At 43.0% G+C, this 19,781-nt stretch carries 19 protein-coding genes and 2 other annotated features; of the genes, 14 read left to right on the forward strand and 5 right to left on the reverse strand.

The features are described 5' to 3' along the window. Positions 1-41: 41 nt before the first annotated feature. Positions 42-761: an SDR family NAD(P)-dependent oxidoreductase gene (locus GM612_RS02990; protein WP_155430894.1), complete on the reverse strand. Its 720-nt coding sequence runs from the start codon at positions 759-761 to the stop codon at positions 42-44. Positions 762-1,361: 600 nt separating this feature from the next. Here GM612_RS02990 and GM612_RS02995 point away from each other — a divergent pair. The 9 genes from GM612_RS02995 to GM612_RS03035 all read left to right on the forward strand — a co-directional run bounded on the left by GM612_RS02995 (position 1,362) and on the right by GM612_RS03035 (position 10,033). Then, the gene (locus GM612_RS02995) at positions 1,362-2,288 is read left to right on the forward strand and encodes a PLP-dependent cysteine synthase family protein (protein WP_155430895.1); all 927 of its coding nucleotides are present in this window, start codon (positions 1,362-1,364) and stop codon (positions 2,286-2,288) included. Positions 2,289-2,307: 19 nt separating this feature from the next. Beyond that, on the forward strand, positions 2,308-3,495 hold the full coding sequence (locus GM612_RS03000; protein ID WP_155430896.1) for a trans-sulfuration enzyme family protein: 1,188 nt from the start codon (positions 2,308-2,310) through the stop codon (positions 3,493-3,495). Then, positions 3,461-4,054, forward strand: coding sequence for a serine O-acetyltransferase EpsC (gene epsC, locus GM612_RS03005; protein ID WP_155430897.1), 594 nt, complete (start codon positions 3,461-3,463; stop codon positions 4,052-4,054). Before GM612_RS03000 ends, epsC begins: the two co-directional genes overlap by 35 nt. Positions 4,055-4,162: 108 nt before the next feature. After that, positions 4,163-4,423, forward strand: a binding site (T-box leader). A 73-nt stretch (positions 4,424-4,496) separates the two neighbouring features. Next, entirely contained in the window at positions 4,497-5,501 is a 1,005-nt protein-coding gene (locus GM612_RS03010; protein ID WP_155430898.1) for a D-2-hydroxyacid dehydrogenase, read from the forward strand. Positions 5,502-5,649: 148 nt separating this feature from the next. After that, positions 5,650-5,897: a binding site (T-box leader), on the forward strand. 57 nt (positions 5,898-5,954) lie between these two features. After that, a complete protein-coding gene (locus GM612_RS03015; RefSeq protein ID WP_155430899.1) occupies positions 5,955-6,746 on the forward strand; it encodes an amino acid ABC transporter ATP-binding protein in 792 nt (263 codons plus the stop codon). A 3-nt stretch (positions 6,747-6,749) separates the two neighbouring features. Then, positions 6,750-7,571 carry a transporter substrate-binding domain-containing protein gene (locus GM612_RS03020; RefSeq protein WP_155430900.1) on the forward strand — a complete coding sequence of 274 codons (822 nt, stop codon included), beginning with the start codon at positions 6,750-6,752 and terminating at the stop codon, positions 7,569-7,571. Further along, a complete protein-coding gene (locus GM612_RS03025) occupies positions 7,540-8,316 on the forward strand; it encodes an amino acid ABC transporter permease (protein ID WP_246147518.1) in 777 nt (258 codons plus the stop codon). Before GM612_RS03020 ends, GM612_RS03025 begins: the two co-directional genes overlap by 32 nt. Next, positions 8,313-9,017 (forward strand): ABC transporter permease subunit, encoded by a 705-nt coding sequence (locus GM612_RS03030; RefSeq protein ID WP_155430902.1) that lies wholly within the window; start codon positions 8,313-8,315, stop codon positions 9,015-9,017. The genes GM612_RS03025 and GM612_RS03030 overlap by 4 nt, the downstream gene beginning before the upstream one ends. After that, positions 9,014-10,033: a uroporphyrinogen decarboxylase family protein gene (locus GM612_RS03035; RefSeq protein ID WP_155430903.1), complete on the forward strand. Its 1,020-nt coding sequence runs from the start codon at positions 9,014-9,016 to the stop codon at positions 10,031-10,033. Before GM612_RS03030 ends, GM612_RS03035 begins: the two co-directional genes overlap by 4 nt. A 64-nt stretch (positions 10,034-10,097) precedes the next feature. Here the strand turns inward: GM612_RS03035 and GM612_RS03040 are convergent, their stop codons facing one another. Both GM612_RS03040 and GM612_RS03045 read right to left on the reverse strand, forming a co-directional pair. Continuing rightward, on the reverse strand, positions 10,098-11,252 hold the full coding sequence (locus GM612_RS03040) for an ArgE/DapE family deacylase (RefSeq protein ID WP_155430904.1): 1,155 nt from the start codon (positions 11,250-11,252) through the stop codon (positions 10,098-10,100). Positions 11,253-11,627: 375 nt separating this feature from the next. Then, entirely contained in the window at positions 11,628-12,209 is a 582-nt protein-coding gene (locus GM612_RS03045) for a PAS domain-containing protein (RefSeq protein WP_155430905.1), read from the reverse strand. A gap of 159 nt (positions 12,210-12,368) precedes the next feature. Between GM612_RS03045 and GM612_RS03050 the strand changes: the two genes are divergently transcribed. The 3 genes from GM612_RS03050 to GM612_RS03060 are packed head-to-tail and all read left to right on the forward strand — an operon-like array spanning position 12,369 to position 14,356. Continuing rightward, a complete protein-coding gene (locus GM612_RS03050; protein ID WP_155430906.1) occupies positions 12,369-13,670 on the forward strand; it encodes a Y-family DNA polymerase in 1,302 nt (433 codons plus the stop codon). Next, positions 13,663-13,983, forward strand: a complete 321-nt coding sequence (locus tag GM612_RS03055) for an acetyl-CoA carboxylase (protein WP_155430907.1) — start codon at positions 13,663-13,665, stop codon at positions 13,981-13,983. The genes GM612_RS03050 and GM612_RS03055 overlap by 8 nt, the downstream gene beginning before the upstream one ends. After that, positions 13,976-14,356: a hypothetical protein gene (locus GM612_RS03060; protein ID WP_155430908.1), complete on the forward strand. Its 381-nt coding sequence runs from the start codon at positions 13,976-13,978 to the stop codon at positions 14,354-14,356. Before GM612_RS03055 ends, GM612_RS03060 begins: the two co-directional genes overlap by 8 nt. Before the next feature lie 84 nt (positions 14,357-14,440). Here GM612_RS03060 and GM612_RS03065 read toward each other — a convergent pair whose 3' ends face one another. Further along, the gene (locus tag GM612_RS03065) at positions 14,441-15,421 is read right to left on the reverse strand and encodes an aldo/keto reductase (protein ID WP_155430909.1); all 981 of its coding nucleotides are present in this window, start codon (positions 15,419-15,421) and stop codon (positions 14,441-14,443) included. Between the two features lie 292 nt (positions 15,422-15,713). Between GM612_RS03065 and GM612_RS03070 the strand changes: the two genes are divergently transcribed. Next, positions 15,714-17,840 (forward strand): AAA family ATPase, encoded by a 2,127-nt coding sequence (locus GM612_RS03070; RefSeq protein WP_155430910.1) that lies wholly within the window; start codon positions 15,714-15,716, stop codon positions 17,838-17,840. A gap of 71 nt (positions 17,841-17,911) precedes the next feature. Here GM612_RS03070 and GM612_RS03075 read toward each other — a convergent pair whose 3' ends face one another. Next, entirely contained in the window at positions 17,912-18,907 is a 996-nt protein-coding gene (locus GM612_RS03075; protein WP_155430911.1) for an AraC family transcriptional regulator, read from the reverse strand. Positions 18,908-19,048: 141 nt separating this feature from the next. Here GM612_RS03075 and GM612_RS03080 point away from each other — a divergent pair. Beyond that, positions 19,049-19,781: MFS transporter (locus GM612_RS03080; protein WP_155430912.1), on the forward strand; the 733-nt coding region annotated here is incomplete at its 3' end.

Consider the following 19,781-nt stretch of genomic DNA (forward strand, 5'->3'; position numbering starts at 1 on the left):
TCACTGAGCGCTTTTTTAGTAATCTGTTTCATATTGACGCATCATACCGCCGTATACCCACCATCAGCACTAACAACAGCCCCGGTCACAATCGAAGCCTCATCACTGGCCAGAAAAGCGATCACGTTAGCGATTTCTTCCGGTTCGGCTAAACGGCCGATGGGCATTTTGCCAATCATTGCGTCCGTGGTTTCCTTGGGCAGCGTCTTTAATAGTGGCGTGTTCACGTAACCGGGAGCCACAGCATTGAAGCGGATGCCCCTTGCCGCATATGTGACCGCCTGTGATTTGGTATAGTTTGCGACGCCAGCTTTTGCGGCCGAATACGCCTGAGATTTTGGGCCTCCGACTAATCCCAGAATAGAACTCATATTAATAACTGAGCCGCCACTATCCTGTTTTTCCATTTGTTTCACAACGTATTTATTCGTTAAAACAACGCCAGTTAAATCAATATTGATGACTTTTTGCCAATTATCTTCGTCTAATTCGGATACGGGTGCTTTTTTCTCAGCAATACCTGCGTTAGCAACTAAAATATCAATGTGGTGATATTTATCAACGACGGTTTTGACCAGTTTCTGCAATGATTCAGGATTTGTAACATCAGTTTTGACAAATTCAATTTGACCATCGTCAGGCGAATCCAAATCGGCAGAAACTGCAGTGGCCCCCCGCTTGAGAAAACCCTGAGCAGTGGCTAAGCCAATTCCCGAAGAGCCTCCAGTTACAATGGCAACTTTTCCAGATAGATCAATCATGTGACTACGACCTCCTTGTAAAAAATTAAACAGTTTAAAAAACATCTTAAATTTAGTTTAGCACTGAGCATAGGCCGATGTAAGCGTTTTATTTATGAGAGTAAAGAGCACTTTTCTAATAAAAAGATTTGACAAGCACATATCAAAGCGGGTATATTAGCATCAAGTTAAAAAACGAAGGAGGATCAACAATGACAACCCAATCAATTAAGTCGATCATGTTAAACACTTGTTGTCGAACATCGCGTGCACTACGATGTTCGGCCTGTTAAACATTGACTTTTGAAGGGTAATTGTTGATTTAACCTAAAAGTCGCTGTTCCAGGCGGAACGGAGACAAAGGGCGCGCAAATTCTGAAATAGGAATTTGGCGCCCTTTTTTTGTTAAATACATGGGGCAAAATAACTAAGCGACTGCATGTTGAGAATTCTCACAATGTGACAGCTACTGAATTCGGCAAATTACATGGATGTAAACACGAATCAACACGTGTTCATTCAGCAAACTGCATTTTTAAACAGCATGCACTACCTCACATCCCCGCAGATCGCAATTATCCCGACCAAGAACCTCACAATTCATGGAAAGGATCACTGAAGATGTTAATCAAATCAATTCAAGAACTTATTGGCCACACGCCGTTGATCGAACTGCAGATGCCAGTTCCTAACAATTCCCATATTTACGCTAAGTTGGAGATGTTTAATCCCGGCGGCAGCATCAAAGACCGCCTCGGTCAGTATATGATTCAAGATGGCATTGATAAGGGTAAAATCAACGCCACCACGACCATCATCGAGCCAACCGCTGGTAATACTGGCATTGGTGTGGCGCTGGCAACGCAAGCACATCATTTACCAACCATTCTCGTGGTGCCGGAGAAATTCAGTCGGGAAAAACAAACCCTCATGAAGGCGTTGGGTGCAACCCTGATCAATACGCCTTCTGCGGATGGTATCAAGGGCGCAATTAAGAAGGCTCGTGAGTTGGCAGACCAGACACCTAACAGCTATGTGCCGATGCAGTTTGAAAACCCCGCTAACCCCGCTACTTATTACCACACCTTAGCGCCAGAACTGATTGAAGATCTTGATCAGCCAATCGACGCATTTGTTGCTGGAGCCGGTTCCGGTGGTACTTTTGCCGGCATTGCCAAGTACCTTAAGGAGCAAAATTCCCATACTCAAGCGATCGTTGTTGAACCAGAAGGCTCGATCTTAAATGGCGGTCCTGCTCATCCACACAAAACGGAAGGTATCGGAGTGGAATTCACTCCGCCATTCTTCAAGGACGTTCAAATTGATCAGACGCTGACCATTTCGGATGCGGATGCTTTCAAGTACGTGCGCCAAGCAGCGGCTAAACAGGGCTTGTTCATCGGCAGCTCTTCCGGTGCGGCATTAGCGGCCAGCCTAAAAGTCGCTGAACAGCTTCCGGCGAACAGTACCATCGTAACGGTATTCCCAGATAGTTCCGAACGTTACATGAGTGAAAATATTTATGCAGAACCTACAACTGAAAACTAAATGAAAGAGGTAAATGATTATGAAATTTGAAACTAAACTTTTACACGGCGGCATTAGCGAAGATCCATACACGGGCGCAACCTCGATCCCGATTTACAACGCTTCAACTTTCCACCAGACTAAAATCGGTGAAGCAAAGTACGAGTACTCCCGTTCCGGCAATCCAACCCGGGAAGCGGTGGAAGCACTGATTGCCGATCTTGAGGGTGGCACAGATGGCTTTGCTTTTGCTTCCGGTTCCGCTGCCATTGATACCGTCTTCTCAATGTTCAGTGCGGGAGACCACTTTATTGTTGGTAACGATGTTTATGGTGGGACTTTCCGACTGATTAACACCGTTTTGAAACGCTTCGGGATGACCTTTACAGTCGTCGACACGAGGGACTTAGCCGCCGTTGAAGCTGCCATTACGCCTGCCACGAAAGCCATCTATCTCGAAACACCGACCAACCCACTATTACGGGTAACTGATATTCAAGCGGTGGCAAATGTGGCTCAGGAACACGGCCTGCTCAGTATCATTGATAACACTTTCAGTTCGCCGTATGTCCAACGGCCACTAGAACTGGGTGTTGATATCGTACTTCATTCCGCATCGAAGTACCTGGGGGGCCATTCCGATGTGATTGGCGGTGTTGTCGTCACGAAGGACAAAGAACTGGGAGACAAGATTGGGTATTTGCAAAATGCAATTGGTGGGATCCTCGCTCCACAGGAATCGTGGCTGTTACAACGTGGTATGAAGACGTTAGCCATTCGAATGGAAGCTCATCTGCACAACGCCCAAACAGTCTTCAATTACCTCTCTGACCAGCCGACAGTGGCTAAAATTTACTATCCAGGTGACCCGGAGAACCCCGACTACGAAGTGGCAAAAAAGCAGATGCACCATGGTTTCGGTGCAATGATCTCCTTCGAGTTGCAGCCCGGTCTTGATCCTAAAAAGTTTGTTGAAAATTTGCAGGTTATCACTCTGGCGGAGAGTCTCGGCGCTTTGGAATCGTTGATTGAGATTCCAGCTTTAATGACCCACGGCTCAATTCCACGAGAAATTCGTTTGAAAAATGGTATCAAGGACGAATTGATCCGTCTATCCGTTGGCATTGAAGACGAAAAGGACCTGTTGGCCGATTTAGACCGCGGTTTCATGGCAGTACAAGGGAGCGAAAGTCATGCTGGAAACAGCCAGAGCCATCCTCAAGCGTGATCCGGCTGCGCATAGTCTACTCGAAGTGATCCTGACCTATCCGGGTGTCCGCGCGCTATTCTGGTATCGTATTGCACACTATTTAGAGGAACGTCACCACTATCTGATGGCCCATATACTGAGCCAGCATGCGACTAAAGTGACGGGTATCGCCATTGATCCAGGTGCTCAAATCGGGCGACGGGTCTTCATTGATCATGGACTAGGGGTTGTGATCGGCGCTACGGCGGTCGTTGGCGACGATGTGACGATTTTGCATGGTGTCACACTTGGTGCTCGTGGTGGTGAAGCAAATGGCCGTCGTCACCCAGTTGTCGAACAGGGTGCTTTCATTGGCGCAAACGCCCAGTTGTTGGGTGCAATTACGATTGGTATGGGGGCCAAAATAGGTGCCGGGGCAATCGTGCTGCAAAATGTGCCGGCCTACTGGACAGCTGTCGGTAATCCAGCCCGGTTAATTCGTAAAAATGTGAAGGTAACGCCACTTAATTTAAGGAGCGTAAATTCAAAAACAAGCGAGAAACGGAAGACTGACAAAGCTAAAACGGAATATGATTAGGATTTGAAATGGGCGTTTACTCATCAAAATCCAATTAAATTTTCATTTTTGTCTTGACACCTTATTGAAGCTGCTTGATAATTACAGTTAATCATTATAAAAACCAAATACAATTAATAGACGTGAGATTAGTAAGTCTAACTGCATTTGCACAGAGAATCACGGGTTGGTGGAACGTGACCGAATACGAGACTGAAGAAACTCAGAATAAAGTCGTATCACCGGGCTTTTTGAGCTGGGTGACATCGGGTACGCCCGTTATTGCGTACGGTTATAGACTAGGTTAGTTCTATAACTAAAGCGTCATGGTAGCTGTGATTTGGACAGTGCCATGGAAGAAAGGTGGTACCGCGTGAAATCGTCCTTTTATTCAAATCTTGGATAGAGGACGATTTTTGTTTTTATGTGGTGATGATAAAACAGATAAGGAGTCGATGGTGGCATGACGAAAATTTTAGCGTTTCACGTTCGCGATGACGAACAGGAATTTATTGATCAATGGTCAAAAGAGCACCAGATTCAAGTGGATAGTATTCCGTTACCAATTGAGCTTCATGATAATAACATCGAAAAGGTCAAGGGATATGATGGTTTAATTTATAAACAGCGCTCGGTTTTATCTAATAACGAGTCCTTCTACCAAAAGTTACACGAGTACGGTATTCAGCAAATTGCAACCCGTTCTGTGGGTATCGATACCATCAATCTTGAATTTGCAAAGAAAAACCACATTCGGGTCACCAATGTGCCGTCCTATTCACCTGAAGCCGTTGCAGAAATGGCACTGACGCAAGCTATGCAGTTGGTCCGTCATATTCCACAATTAAGTGCTCGTTTACGGGATAATAATTACTTTATCGAAGGATTACGGTCACGCGAACTGACCGAATTAACGGTCGGTATCATTGGTGTCGGCCGAATTGGTGGGACGTTAGCGCGGATCTTCCATTTGCTTGGAGCAACGGTTATCGGCAACGATATTCGGCCTCCGCGCGAGGATATGCGCGGTGTACTCACCTACGTTAGCAAGGAAGAACTGTATAAACGTGCGGACATTATTTCAATTCACGTTTGGGGCGGTGCTGACAATGCCCATCTGATTGGCAAAGATCAGTTTGCCCAATTTAAGCCGTCCGCGTTCTTCATCAATGATTCCCGGGGCTTCGTTGTCGATACGGATGCACTGGTGACAGCGCTAAAAGAGAAACAACTGGCAGCAGCCGCCATTGACGTTGTCGAAAAGGAAACTTCAATTTTCAACCATAGTTTTGATGGTGATGAGACGCCTGTACCCGCCTACAACGAGCTTAAGAAGATGCCGAACGTTCTGTTAACGCCACACTCAGCATTCTTTACCGATCACGCTGTCAAGAATATGGTTATGCAGGCGTTGGATGATACGCTGACGATCATTCAGGGTGGGGTTAGTCCACATGAGATACAATAGGGTAATATGTCGTTTTTAAGGGCAGAATTACAAACATTAGAATGTTTTTTGAGACATTGTTCAAAATTTATTTGAAAATATATTGACAACGTCGAGTATCTGTTTTAATATAATTTTAATCTTTAGCTCATTAAATATTAATTTAAATATAATGACAATGATGGGAAGAGTAATCTTGTTAGTATTCGTACAGAAAGCCTTTAATTGCTGAGATAAGGCATTTGAACGCAAGATGAAGATGAACCCAGAGTAAGGGTGACGGTCATTTTGGCTGTTACTTCGCAAGGATGCGTTATCGTCCCCAGCTTGAACACGAGCTGTTGAGGTCTAATGGAAAGTGTCGAAAAATTTCCGTTGGGTAAAATAGGGTGGTACCACGTTGAATGCGTCCCTTATCTACAATTTCTGTAGGTAAGGGATTTTTTTGTCACTATCTTTTGGGGAGGTTTTTGGATGATCAATATTAGTAATATTCATAAGAGCTTTGGCAATCAAACGGTTTTGAGCGGAATTGATCTACATGCGCGAACGGGTGATGTGGTTACGTTGATTGGGCCTAGTGGAACGGGTAAAACAACGCTTTTAAAGTGCATTAACTTGCTTGAAACACCAGATCAAGGTGAGATAGAGATTGATCATGTCAAAATTAAAATTCCCATCACGAATACCAACGAAATTCTGACTCTAAGGCGAAAAACAGCGATGGTTTTTCAACAATATAATTTATTCCGTAATCAAACTGTGATTCAAAATATTGTTCAGCCACAGGTATTAGTTAAGAAAACAGATAAGCATACTGCAAGAGACAGAGCGGAAAAATTTTTAAAAGAAGTTGGCATGCAAGACTATTACCGATACTATCCGGCTCAACTCTCAGGTGGCCAGCAACAGCGAGTTAGTATTGCTAGAGCATTAGCATTAGATCCAAAGGTGATTTTGTTTGACGAGCCAACTAGTGCACTCGATCCAGAGCTATCAAAGGATGTACTGGAAGCAATTCGTAAGGTTGCAGATCTTGGGATTACGATTATTCTTGCTACACATGAGATGCAGTTTGCGGAAGAGATATCAGATCAGGTAATTTTTATGGAGAAAGGACAAATTGTTGAGAGTGGCAGTCCGAAGCAAATCTTTTATAATCCCCAAAATGATCGCACTCGGGAGTTTTTAAAGAACTATGTTGTTCGAGCACCAAGATTATCAACGTTACCAACAGAAAACAAAAAACAATTTAGGGTGGTCTAAGACATGAAATTTATTAAGCGTATTTTATTCATTATTCCAGTTTGTCTATTAGCTATCTTTTTAACGGCTTGTGGCAATTCGTCAGGTCAAAGTAAAAAAACTTATAACGTTGCAGTTTCCGCTTCTAGTAAGCCATTAAGTTATACACAAGGCGGCAAGCTTAAAGGGTATGAAGTCGAGGTCATTAAGCAAGTTGAAAAGAAATTAGGTAACGTAAAGTTTAACATTACCCCAGTATCACAAACAGCCGAATTACTTGGTTTAAATTCTAAAAAGTACGATTTTGCAGCTAATGGCTTTTATAGTAATCCTGAAAGAGAAAAGAAGTACTTAATCCCAAAACAAAACGATGCATTAAGTTTAGTAAGGGTCTACTACAATAAGAAGAACGTAAAGAAGAACATCTCTAATCTGAATGATCTTTCAGGGTTAAAAGTTGCGCCAGTCAATCCTGGTGGGGGTATGTATAATCTATTAACAACTTGGAACAAGACCAGTAATAAAAAAATTAACGTAGTCACAAGTGATCAGGTTCCGATGCAGCAGCTCTTGAAGGGCGTCGATTCAGGTAAATACGATGCGTTGATTGATCCATCCAACTTGGGTGAGCAAAGTATTATTTCAGGACTGAAATTATCAAATGTTGGAACTTCAAAACCAGTAAGAGCATTCCCAACGTATCTCTTATTCACTAAGAGCAACAAGGCATTATCTAAACGTGTGGATAAAGCCCTCAAAGAATTAAAGAAGGATGGTACTTTGGCAAAGTTATCTAAAAAATATTTCGGTGAAAATGTATTTAACTACACGGTTAAGGAAAAATAAATTTTTAATTTTAAGAAAGTGGGTAAGTGTTATTCATAATTTTGCTTATATTATTGGTCTTTTTCGTCAGTTATTGACAGGAGTACCAATCACGTTAATGTTTATCCTCATCTCCTGGATTATTGGTTTTGCTTTATCGGGGATAATCACATTGGGAAGATTAAGCCCGAAAAAGTATTTTTCATTTCCTTTAAATACCCTAGTTTCATTTGTTCGAAGCGTTCCAATAGTGCTTCAATTATTCTTGGTTTACTACGGTTTTCCAGTATTGGTGGAGAAATTTATTGGGGTAAATATCAATAATATTAATAAAATGGTATTTTGTGTGATTACTTTTTCAATATATTATGGCTTTTATCTATCAGAGATTCTTCGCCCGGCCTATCTGTCAGTTAAGCAAGAGCAGCGAGATGCAGCGTTTGGACTTGGTTATACAAAAAGTCAGGCAAACATCCACGTTATCATCCCACAGATGTTTTCAGTAGCAATTCCTTCTCTTGGCAACGAAGTTATCAATTTAATTCATCAGTCCTCAATTTTGTTCGTTTTAGGGACAGTCGATTTAATGGGACAGGCAGATATGATCATAACAACTGATTACACTGCATCGCCCTTACTAACTTACTTTTGCGCTGGAATGATTTACTGGGTGATTACGATTATTGTTTCAATAATTATTCGCCTACTTGAATTTCGAATTGATCGTTACCAAGTCGATGATGTTAAAGGGGGACGAACAATTTGAACTCACATCTTTTTACTCATGATTTTTGGGGAATTTGGCAAGTGGTTCCTCAGACTCTTGGATTATCATTAGTAATATTATTGTTAAGCGTAATTTTAGGAACGTTGTACTGGAAAATGCAGGGTTCACGTTTCCGTATTCCACGATTGATCTATCAAATACTAAACTCTTATTTTCGTGGTATCCCATTACTGATACATCTCTTAATTTTCTACTACGGTATTCCAATTGTAGTGAAAGTAGTCTCCAGTAGATTTAATTTGGGTATTAATATCAATCAAATTAGTTCAATGTACGCTGTTGTTATTAGTTACACACTGTACTCCGCAACGTTTCTTGAGGAGATCATTCGTGGCTCTTTTAAGTCGGTAGGAGAGGATCAGTTGGAAGCTGCTGCTGCTCTTGGTTATACATCTGGACAGAGCTTTTGGGCTGTAAAACTACCACAGGCGTTAAGTGACGCGATTCCTAAAATTTTAAATTATTACACACTGCTGATTCGTCAGCTTTCACTGGCGTTCTTAGTTTCCGTTGTTGATATTTTTGCTAAAGCTAAAATCCAGTCTGCGACTAATGATGGGTACGTCGAAGCTTTTACAGCTGCAGCAATTGTTTACTGGATAGTATGTATTGTTTTAACTCTAATCTTTTCAAGAGTTGAAGATTATCTCAGACGGTCTGATAGGAGGGTATTAGCATGAATCATTTTGAACGAATTAAAGCGGCTTTAGGATTTAAACCGGTTGATAGAATTCCTGTTAATTTGTGGGCACACCTGCCACAATATGATCAGAATCCTAAGTTATTAGCACGCAAACAGGTAGAGTACGCAAAACAGTTTGATTTCGACTTTATTAAATTGATGCCATTTGGACTCTATGGTGTTGAAGACTATGGTGCAGAAATTACTTATTTTACGCGTCGCGATCACCCCGCGGTTTTAGCAAGGCCTGGTATTCAGACTTACAGTGATTGGAATCAGGTTGAACCACTTGCCGGAACGTATGGTACTTATGGCAAACAAGTAGAATTAGCTAAGTATGCGAGGGAGTTTGCGAAAAATGAATTTCCAATCGTTCAAACCATTTTTAATCCATTAACCACAGCCTTAAAATTAGCTGGTAATCGACTAGTGTTAGATATTAAAGAGCACCCCGATGCTGTTAAACAAGCCCTTGAAGCGCTGGTGCAGACAACAATTAATTTTGTGAACGAAAATATTAATGCTGGTGTTGATGGTTTCTTCTATGCAACTCAAACTGCTACTTCGAACTTATTTACTCGAGAAGAATATTTAGAATTCGGTCGGCCGTATGATTTAAAAGTGCTTGATGCATTCAAAGATAAGACGTGGTTCAATATCGCTCATATTCATGGCAATAATACCTATTTTGATATTATTGCTGATTATCCAGTACAAGCCCTTAACTGGCATGACCGTTCTGTAAGTCCATCTTTAAGTGAAGCCAGACAGTTAACGAATAAGGCGTTAATTGGTGGTTTGCATGAACTACCGTACCCTGATGGAAAACCAAGTTTGTTAATTACAGGTAATGTTAATGACGTTGAAAACCATGTACGAGAAGCAATCGATGAAGTTAATGGGACTGGTTTAATTATTGGTCCTGGTTGTGTTGCTGGACAAAAGATTCCAGAGGCTAATATCTATGCGCTTCGCTCAGCGGTTGGCTTGAATTCGGCCGGTGCAACTGCTTGAAAATACATCAAAAAAGTTCCCCTCTATCAACGAGGAGAACTTTTTAGTGTATCTTCATTTAATTTTACTTCGCATGTTGCCCCAGAAACTTCTGTGCAATTTGCTCGTAAACGTCGCTCATAACCAAAAACTGGCTGAGCTCAACGTATTCGTTCATTTTATGGGCATTTTCCCAGTCACCGGCACCAAGAACCACGATTGGGAACTGGTTGTCAGCTTTTCGATACTCTGAAGCATCGGTTGCACCATGGATGACTTTCAAAGCAACGTCATGCTTCAACGCCTCACTCGATTCTGACTGTGCCAAAGTGACTAACGGATCATCTTTGGCGGTCAAAACCGGGTCAAAGGACATATCAACGTTGAATGATAGGTCAGCGCCGGGAGCTGAACTTAGACCCCGAACAATCATGTTCAACCGCTTGATCACAGCCCCGTTACCAAATTCTGGTGTGGCGCGAATGTTACCCTGCAATTCCGCGTGGCCAGGAATCGTATTGACCTGGTCTCCACTCTTGAAGACCGTCACACTGTGCACCAGTGGGCCAACTTCTTTGCTGGGCTTGACGTCTGCAAAGAGGTCAGCTTCCGCATTTATGAATTTAACTAGGTTAGTTAGTGCGTTAACACCTTGGTCAGGCATTGAACTGTGGACCGGCTTGCCCTCAGAAGTGACGGTATAGTTCAAAGAACCATTGTGTGCGTACACCACATCACCGCTAGTTGGTTCACCAATGATCATCCCTTCAACATCATCAACGTAACCTGCTTCAGTTAGTTGTTTAGAGCCCATGGCACCGTATTCTTCACCAACGGTTGCCAGCAAACGGATGCGGCCGGGAAAGTCAGCTTTGCTATCAGCCAGTTCGATCATTGCGATGACCATCGCTGCTAAGCTGCCCTTCATATCCGCACTGCCGCGGCCGTATAGACGGTCACCGTGGACTTCTGCGGACAACGGATCGTGTGCCCAATCGTCCAGATTACCGAAACTGACGGTATCCATGTGGCCGGCAAGGACGAAGACGGGTTTGGCGTCGGGTTTGCCCAGTTCAGCAATTAGGTTGGTTCGGCCGGGCGCCGTTTCGACCTGCTTCGCTGTGATGCCGTGATCCGCCAGCAATTTCTGCAGGTAATCTGCGACTGCCTGCTCATGATCGTTTGCCGAATCGATCTGCACCAAGTGCGTAAGGATGTCAATTTTAGTTTGTTTATCCATGGTGACCTCCGCTTTCATTTTTCAGACTTATACCTTATTATAGACGTTTTCAGTGTATTTGTCCTGTGAAGGCGCTAAATGAGGGTCTCCGTAGGGGGTGTAAAATGCAGTTGTAGCACACATCAGACGAATTTTCAGTAAATTTTCAGTTAATTAAAACGATGCTTGAAATTAGCATAGTTTATATTTTATTTTATAAAGTACTAAACAGACACATCGGTGATAATTTGAGGCGAAAGTTGATTTGATATCTCAAGATTTTATACCCTTGTTAAGCCATTCGAATTGATTATTTCACTGCTTTAGCCTCATTCGTGATGGATACCTCGTCACTTTTAACTAGTAAAGACGTCAAGCCATTTTTAAATGATCAGTTTACTGCTTGGAAGCTCCAGTAGTCGCATCCATCCCCTTAGGTGCCTGCCCACCAGTCATTTTCGATAAATCAGGCATCTTTTCACTTGCTGATGCGCCGGTTGTTGCGTCTGGCTTGCTGCCATTTTGCGGTGCCTTAGACGCACTGGTAATGGCATCAAACGCACCGTTTTCAGACATGGCGATAATTTTGTCCACATTTGCAGTACACTCTAACGTTCCCAGGTAAGCGCCTTCAGAATCTCGCAGCGCATAGTAGGTGGTCATGATTCGATGCCCATTTTGGGTACTTGGAATCGTGACGGATTCTTTAGTTCCTGCTTTGAACGCGCTAATTACCGATTTAATAGCTGGCAAGATCTTTGCTGGGTGAATCTCTTCTAGCGTCTTACCAATTTGGTCTGAGGTGCGTTTGTGAGTCCGTTGCTCTTGATTTGAAAACCATTTAAAGTGATCATCTGCGTCGACCAGATCCAGTTCAAACGGAATGGTTTTGAAAATTTGCTGGAGTTCGGTTAAAGATAAGGTGCCACTTTCAAATTTAATTTGTGCATCGGCTGCTTTTGATTCGTTATCTGACATGTGTAATTCCTCCCAAATTTCTTGAATATACCCATTATAGTCCGATTCCTCTTACGACGTGCATGAAGCTAGAAGGTCGATAAAAATTTAAATAAACGCTTGCCAAATACGAACATACGTTTGTATAATGTAATCAAACAAATGTTCGAGGTGAGAGCAATGGATTATTCAAAAGAACCCCATGGGGTGTATTTTCTAATCGATAATAAGTCCTTCTACGCTAGTGTTGAGGCCGTTGCGCGCGGTTTGAACCCGCTGAAGGTGACCTTAGTTGTGATGAGTGAAGCCAGCAACACCAACGGCGGTTTAGTACTGGCTACTTCTCCGGAAGCCAAGAAGCGTTATCACCTTCAGGCTAATGTCTCTCGGCAGCGTAACGTACCTGACGACCCGCAGTTGATGGTGGTGCCGCCACGGATGAACTTATACATTAAACGTAATTTGCAAATCAACGATATTTTTCGCCGGTACGTGGCAAATGAGGATTTGCTGCCGTACTCCATCGACGAATCGATCTTAAACTTAACCCATTCATGGAAACTATTTGGCAAGACACCGCGAGAAGTTGCGGTTAGGATTCAAAAGACTGTGCGCCGTGAATTAGGACTCTATACCACGGTGGGCATTGGTGATAATCCGGTTCAAGCTAAGCTGGCACTGGATCTGTATGCGAAGCATAATCCCGACTTGATTGGTGAGATTCACTACGAAACCGTTCCTGATACGATCTGGACGGTTGAGAAGTTAACCGATATCTGGGGAATTGCTGACCGGACTGCCGCTCATTTGAATCGGCTTGGGATCCATAACATGTATGAATTAGCTCATGTGAATCCCTATGAATTAAGTGCTGAAATGGGGCTGATTGGCCAACAGTTATTTGCTTTGGCCTGGGGAATCGACCGCTCCAAGTTGCATAATCGGCGCGGACCGAAGAATGCCAGTCTAGGTAATTCACAAGTCCTACCACGAGACTATGTCACCCAGCAGGATATCGAAACGGTGATCAAAGAAGTGGGTGAGCAAGTTGCTGCCCGGTTACGGCACCATCATAAGCAGGCCGGCTGTATTTCACTCGGAATTGGTTTTTCTTACGCAGCCAGTGAAGCGGACGGACGCGGTGGCTTTCACCAGGAGATGCGGATCGCACCCACTGATCAGAATGCCGTGATCGTAGCGGACTTGTTACGGCTATTTCGACGTAACTGGGAAGGCCAAATCGTGCGCAACGTAGCAGTGTATACCACCCGGCTTAGTCCGGCTACCGGGTTGCAGCTGAACTTCTTTGAACCAGCGGCCGCCCAGATCAAGCGTGCTAAGACCGATCACGTGGTGGATGAGATCCGTGACCGGTTTGGTTTCACCAAGTTAGTCTATGCCAGCAGTCTTTTGAAAGGTGGGACAGCAATTGAACGAGCATCCCTCGTCGGTGGTCATAACGGTGGTAATGCCTATGAATAGGGACTTGAAGGTCATTACGGAACGCTTGGATGCAGGCTTTCAACGTAGACCCCAAGTTCGTTATCAAGTCATGATCACTAACGATCCGTACGATAAGACCTATAATTTCTTTTTAAACTATCAGCATCGTGACCGCCGACTACGGTCGAAACCGTTACATAGCGTTCACGATTACCGACTGGAATATCTTGAACAGTTGATCAAAGGTTTAAGAGATCACACCAAGCTCACCTTTGAATTCGTGGGATTCACAGGCGAACGCTGGCCGTCTAACCAACGATTGATTCAAAGCAGGCGATTAAACGATGAGTAGACTCCATCAGATTGACGATGATGCACTGGTGCAACGCTTTTTTGATCATGATTATCGTGACCGTGGCGTGATCAAATGGCAGGGTTACTACCTGTCAGACCACACGGCAGCACTAAAAAAGCAGGCTAAGCAAGAGGCCATCAAATACCCCGCTAAAGTGCAACAGTCCTTAGAAGACATGTCTGAGATTCTTAGTGAGGCTTTTGGTAATGGTAAAACCGTTAGCATTCAACTGAATAATCGAAATGCAAACGGAGAATTTTCAGCCGATATCGTCGGGAAAGTCATCGGCTATGAGGATGACGCCGTTTATTTAGCGGGTCAAGACCCCATATCATTAACGGATATGAGGCATATTGAAAAATTAAATTAAAAAAAAGGGCGTGTGCTAAAACTCGTTTAGATCCCCGCGTATAACGACTTAGATCTAAATTTTAGCACCCGCTCTTTCATTCATTTATTCAGGATCAGCCAATGATTTACCGCTAGTGATGTGCTTGAAGTCGTCAAATGCCGCATCGATAGTTTGATACTCAGCATCACTTAACGCGATATCTAGTGCCTTAGCGTTAGCAGCAACCTGTTCTGGTTTCTTAGCGCCCGGAATAACAACACTGATCAGCGGATTCTTGATGTACCAAGCCAGGACTGTTTGTGCCACAGTGGCATGATGGGCGTTCGCGATTGGCCGGATGGCATCAACTGCCGTGAGGATCTTACCATAGCGGGGTTCTTTGAAATCAGCAATTTGGCTGCGAATGTCATCATCAGGAAAAGTCGTATCCCGCTTGTATTTGCCAGTCAAAAGACCACTGGCTAATGGGAAGTACGGCACGAAGCTGATATTATGTGCCTTTAGGTACGGCATCATGTCAGCACCGTGGTCTTGGTGCAGCAGGCTGAATTCGTCTTCAACAACGTCAACGAAACCATCAGCATTGGCTTCTTTAATTTGATCCAAACTGAAGTTAGAAACGCCGATTGCCCGAATTTTGCCCTGTTCACGAAGCTTTTGCAACGTACCAACTGCTTCGGCCTTCGGTGTGTCGTGGTCTGGAAAGTGCAGGTAGTAAATATCGATGTAATCTGTACCCAAGCGTTTCAGACTGTTTTCGACCTGTTCTGTGATGAACTTTGGATCGTTACGGATGACCTGTTCGCCAGTCGAAAAATCGTGGGCGCCCTTAGTTGCAATTACCAATTTATCCCGGTCAAAGTCCTTGATGGCCTGTCCAACCAGTTCTTCGGAATGACCCAACCCGTAAACGTAGGCCGTATCTAAGAGTGTAATGCCATTTTCAATACCAGTTTTGACGAGGTTTAAGCCGTCGTCATCATTTAAATTTGGAAACAGATTATAGCCACCAACCGCATTAGTTCCAAGTCCTAGCGGTGAGGTCGTAACCTCTGATTTACCAATTTTAACCGTTTTCGACATGAGAGAAACCTCCTTGTAAGCGTTTAATTAGACAATTCCATTATACCCAGTTTGAGCTTTAAAAATAAATAAAAATAAAATTAGCACTCTACTTGTAAGAGTGCTAAAAAGGTGCTATTATATAATTGTTGACGGGGATATGGTAATTATATCAGACAAGTGTTTGACATAACGATGATATCCACCTCGACTGACTAGACTAACCAACTCAATAGCAATCAGCGAGACACCGCCAACTAACGGTGCCTTTGCTTTGCAGCAGGGACGTCAAATCACATGGGGGTGCATGAAGATGGCAAACTATTTTAACGATCCATTTTTTAACAACAATATGGATGATCTTTTCAACAATGTATTTAGACAAATGGGGAACGGCGAAACGGCTCGCTACGAGGTCAATGGGCATGAGTTAACACCCGATGAATTCGCACAGTACCGTGCCACCGGTAAATTACCAGACCGCGAACACGAAATTGAAGTTAATGACACTGGTGATCACGCCGTTAAGAAGGGCGGCATTCTTGAGAAACTTGGTCGTAATTTGACGCAGGAAGCACGCGACGGATTGCTTGACCCAGTTATCGGACGTGATAAGGAGATTCAAGAAACCGCCGAAATCCTAAGTCGGCGGATCAAGAACAACCCAATTCTTGTCGGTGATGCCGGTGTCGGTAAAACGGCCGTTGTGGAAGGCTTAGCTCAAGCTATTGCGGCTGGTAAAGTGCCAGAAGCCGTTCAAGGTAAGGAAATTTATTCGATTGACCTATCTAATTTGGAAGCTGGGACGCAGCTGCGTGGTTCCTTTGAAGATAATATCAAGAACCTGGTTAAAGAAGTTAAAGCAGCTGGCAACGTCATCTTGTTCTTCGATGAGATCCACCAGATTCTGGGGATCGGCTCTACCGGTGGTGAAGATGGCGGAAAGGGCTTAGCTGATATTATTAAGCCAGCACTTTCTCGTGGTGATATTACCGTCATCGGGGCAACGACCCAGGATGAATATCGCAACACGATTTTAAAGGATACTGCGCTGGCACGTCGTTTCAACGATGTTGTGATCAACGAACCGACGCCAGAAACAACGCTGCAAATTTTGAAGGGTATTAAGGGTCTTTATGAGAAACACCATCACGTGACGTTGCCGGATGATGTTTTGAAGGCCGCTGTTGACTACTCCGTTCAGTACATGCCACAACGAACTTTACCTGATAAGGCAATTGATCTAATCGACATGACTGCGGCTCACTTGGCCGCTGGGAATGCCGGTACTGATGAGGCCAGCCTAAAAGAACAGCTGAAGGCTGCTCAAAAGACTAAGGACGAAGCTGCTAAAGCCGAGAATTACGAGCAGGCAGCCCAGGCCAAAAAGCAGGTCGACGCGCTTGAAGACAAGATTAAAAATGCTAATGATGACACTGAGTCTAAAGTTGTTGCGACGCCAAATGACGTGGCGGAATCCGTTCAGCGCCTAACTGGAATTCCGGTTGCCAAGCTCGGTTCAAACGATATCGAACGTCTAAAAGGCATTGCTGACCGGTTGAAATCCAAAGTTATTGGCCAGGATGAAGCCGTGGACATGGTTGCACGGGCGATTCGTCGTAGCCGAGCAGGATTTGACGAAGGTAACCGGCCAATTGGCAGTTTCCTCTTTGTTGGCCCGACCGGTGTTGGTAAGACCGAACTGGCTAAGCAATTAGCGTTGGACATGTTTGGCAACAAGGATGCCATTATCCGGTTAGATATGAGTGAGTATAGTGATCGGACAGCGGTTTCTAAGCTGATTGGTACCAGTGCTGGTTACGTGGGTTACGAAGATAACGGAAATACGTTGACTGAACAGGTCCGTCGTAATCCATACTCCATCGTGTTGCTAGACGAAATTGAAAAGGCTAATCCACAGGTTTTGACCCTGTTACTGCAGGTGATGGATGATGGCCGCTTGACGGATGGGCAAGGAAACGTGGTCAACTTCAAGAACACGATTATTATTGCCACATCTAATGCTGGCTTCGGTGATGAAGCCTTAACTGGTGACAAGGATAAGGATCAAAGCCTGTCAGATCGTTTGGCTCCCTACTTCCGTCCAGAGTTCTTGAACCGTTTCAACGGTATTGTCCAATTCAGTCACTTGACCAAGGACGATTTAAGTCAAATCGTTGACTTGCTGTTAGACGATGTCAACAAGACTTTGGCTAAGAAGGGAATCACCTTAACGGTTTCCAGTGATGCGAAAGACTGGTTGATGGAAGAAGGTTACGATGAAGCGATGGGCGCTCGGCCACTTCGTCGGGTGATTGAACAGCAGATTCGTGACAAAGTAACGGACTTCTACCTGGATCATTTGGATGCTAAGCAGCTTTCAGCTGATCTGGTAGATGGCAGCATCAAAATTAGCGAGAAAACACCAGTTAACGCTTAGTTAGGGTGTTAACTGCAATCAAAAGGAGCAGTACCACTGCATTTAACGGTGGTACTGCTCATTTTTTGTATCTACTTTCTTTGTTTATTTGGTCGAGCACTAACCTTCTTTTTATATGCTGAGGGAGTGGTGTGCAAGTATTTTTCAAATAACCTGAAAAGTGATGAAGTATTTTGGTATCCGACCACATCACAAATATCAAATAGAGTACAGTTTGTTTTGATCATCAGATTTTGGGCAGCAGAGATTCGTCGCTGATCAACTAGCTCTTTAAAAGTATGACCGGTGGTTTGTTTAATTTTATTTCCCAGATAGTTCGTGTTATAGCCAAACTTAGCACTGACATCTTTTAAAGATATTTTACTAAAATTTTTATCTATATACTGAAGTATTGGTAAAAGACGATCATCAGAGGTATCTGCAAAATTGATATATTCCTGCTCAATAGACTGAGAGAGTTCAATAATTAAACTAGATAAAAATAATTTCATTGATGTATTTCGCTGACTTGATTGAATTAAACCCTTAATAATCAAGTTTTCAATTATATTAAGAGCAATATCATGGTTATTTAAATCAAAGAGTATGAAATTGTTGTGTAGAGTATTGATCTTAGCAGCATTATATAAAAATTGAGTAATGTCATTTGATGAAACCGGAATATAATCAAATAACTGATTAATTATGGAATCATCCTTAATTAAAATATTGACTAGTATGTCATCTACGTCAGTATATTCGATTTGTTGAACAATATCACGATCCATCATAATGAGATTATTTTGTGTTAAGGTTACTTTTTCACCATTGATATACTGTGTACATTCTCCAGAATACATATAATTAAGCTCAACGAAGTTATGGGTATGAGCAGGTACATAAGAAAATCGATTATTCTTAGTCACGGCAATGTCGCCATCTTTAAAAAAGTCTGATTGTGGCATTTGAGGTATAGGATTATTAATATAATCTAAGTCCATATAATTAAGATTACGGTTAATATCTCGCTGTATTTTTTCAACATTAGTTAATTTAAATAATGTCTTTCTTAACCACGCGGAGGTCATTTTGTCACTTCCTTGAATTGAGTTCCTTGATTAGTTTAGCAGTCACCTGTGATTTTGCAAGGTAAATCATGTAGTTCAGATATGGAGTTAGTCCTTGAAATCGCTTACACTAACTTGTGAAAACTAAGGGAGGTTACTGATATGAATAACAATGATTCAGGACAATCGCTAGTGAAAAAATATCGTCCACTAGCGGTTGCAGCCGGAATAGGATCGATTTTAGGATCAGGTATTATTGTTGGACTTTCTGCTACCATTACGGTTTGGCAATCAGGGTTGGGACTTACAAATGGCCAAGTTGGAATTATTTCAAGTGCGTTAACCTTTGCAATTGCAATTGGAGCATTACTTGCAGGGCAAATTACACATACGTTTGGTTTGGTTCATTCATTCAACTGGTTAAATTTAATTTATGCTATTGGGGCATTAATTTGTGTGTTTTCTAATAGTTACTGGATGTTGCTGATTGGCGTGATTGTAACTGGTCTCGCATCAGGTGCAGACTTACCAATTAGTCTTACAGTGGTTTCGCATGATTCTCCAGATGAAACCACTTCTGCAAGCTTAGTTTCATCAACGCAGATTTTTTGGCAAATAGGTGTTTTCATGTCGTATGTTTGCGCGTTCATCGTTTCTAAAATGTCTGGTGCATCTGGTGCCCGTGTTGTTTTCACAATTCTCGCTATTTTTGCTTTAATTACTTGGCTATGGCGTTCACTATCAGCTAAATTTAGAACATTTCATCAGGACGGCGAAAAACGTTGGGCTGAACGTGAAAAAGAGGAACATGTGACTGAAAAAGTTTCCATTAAGACCGTTTTTACCGGGAGTAATAAGAGTAAATTTATGGGCTTTTTCTTTAGTATTTTGATTT

The sequence above is a fragment of the Secundilactobacillus folii genome (assembly GCF_009720675.1).
Taxonomy (GTDB): Bacteria; Bacillota; Bacilli; order Lactobacillales; family Lactobacillaceae; genus Secundilactobacillus; species Secundilactobacillus folii.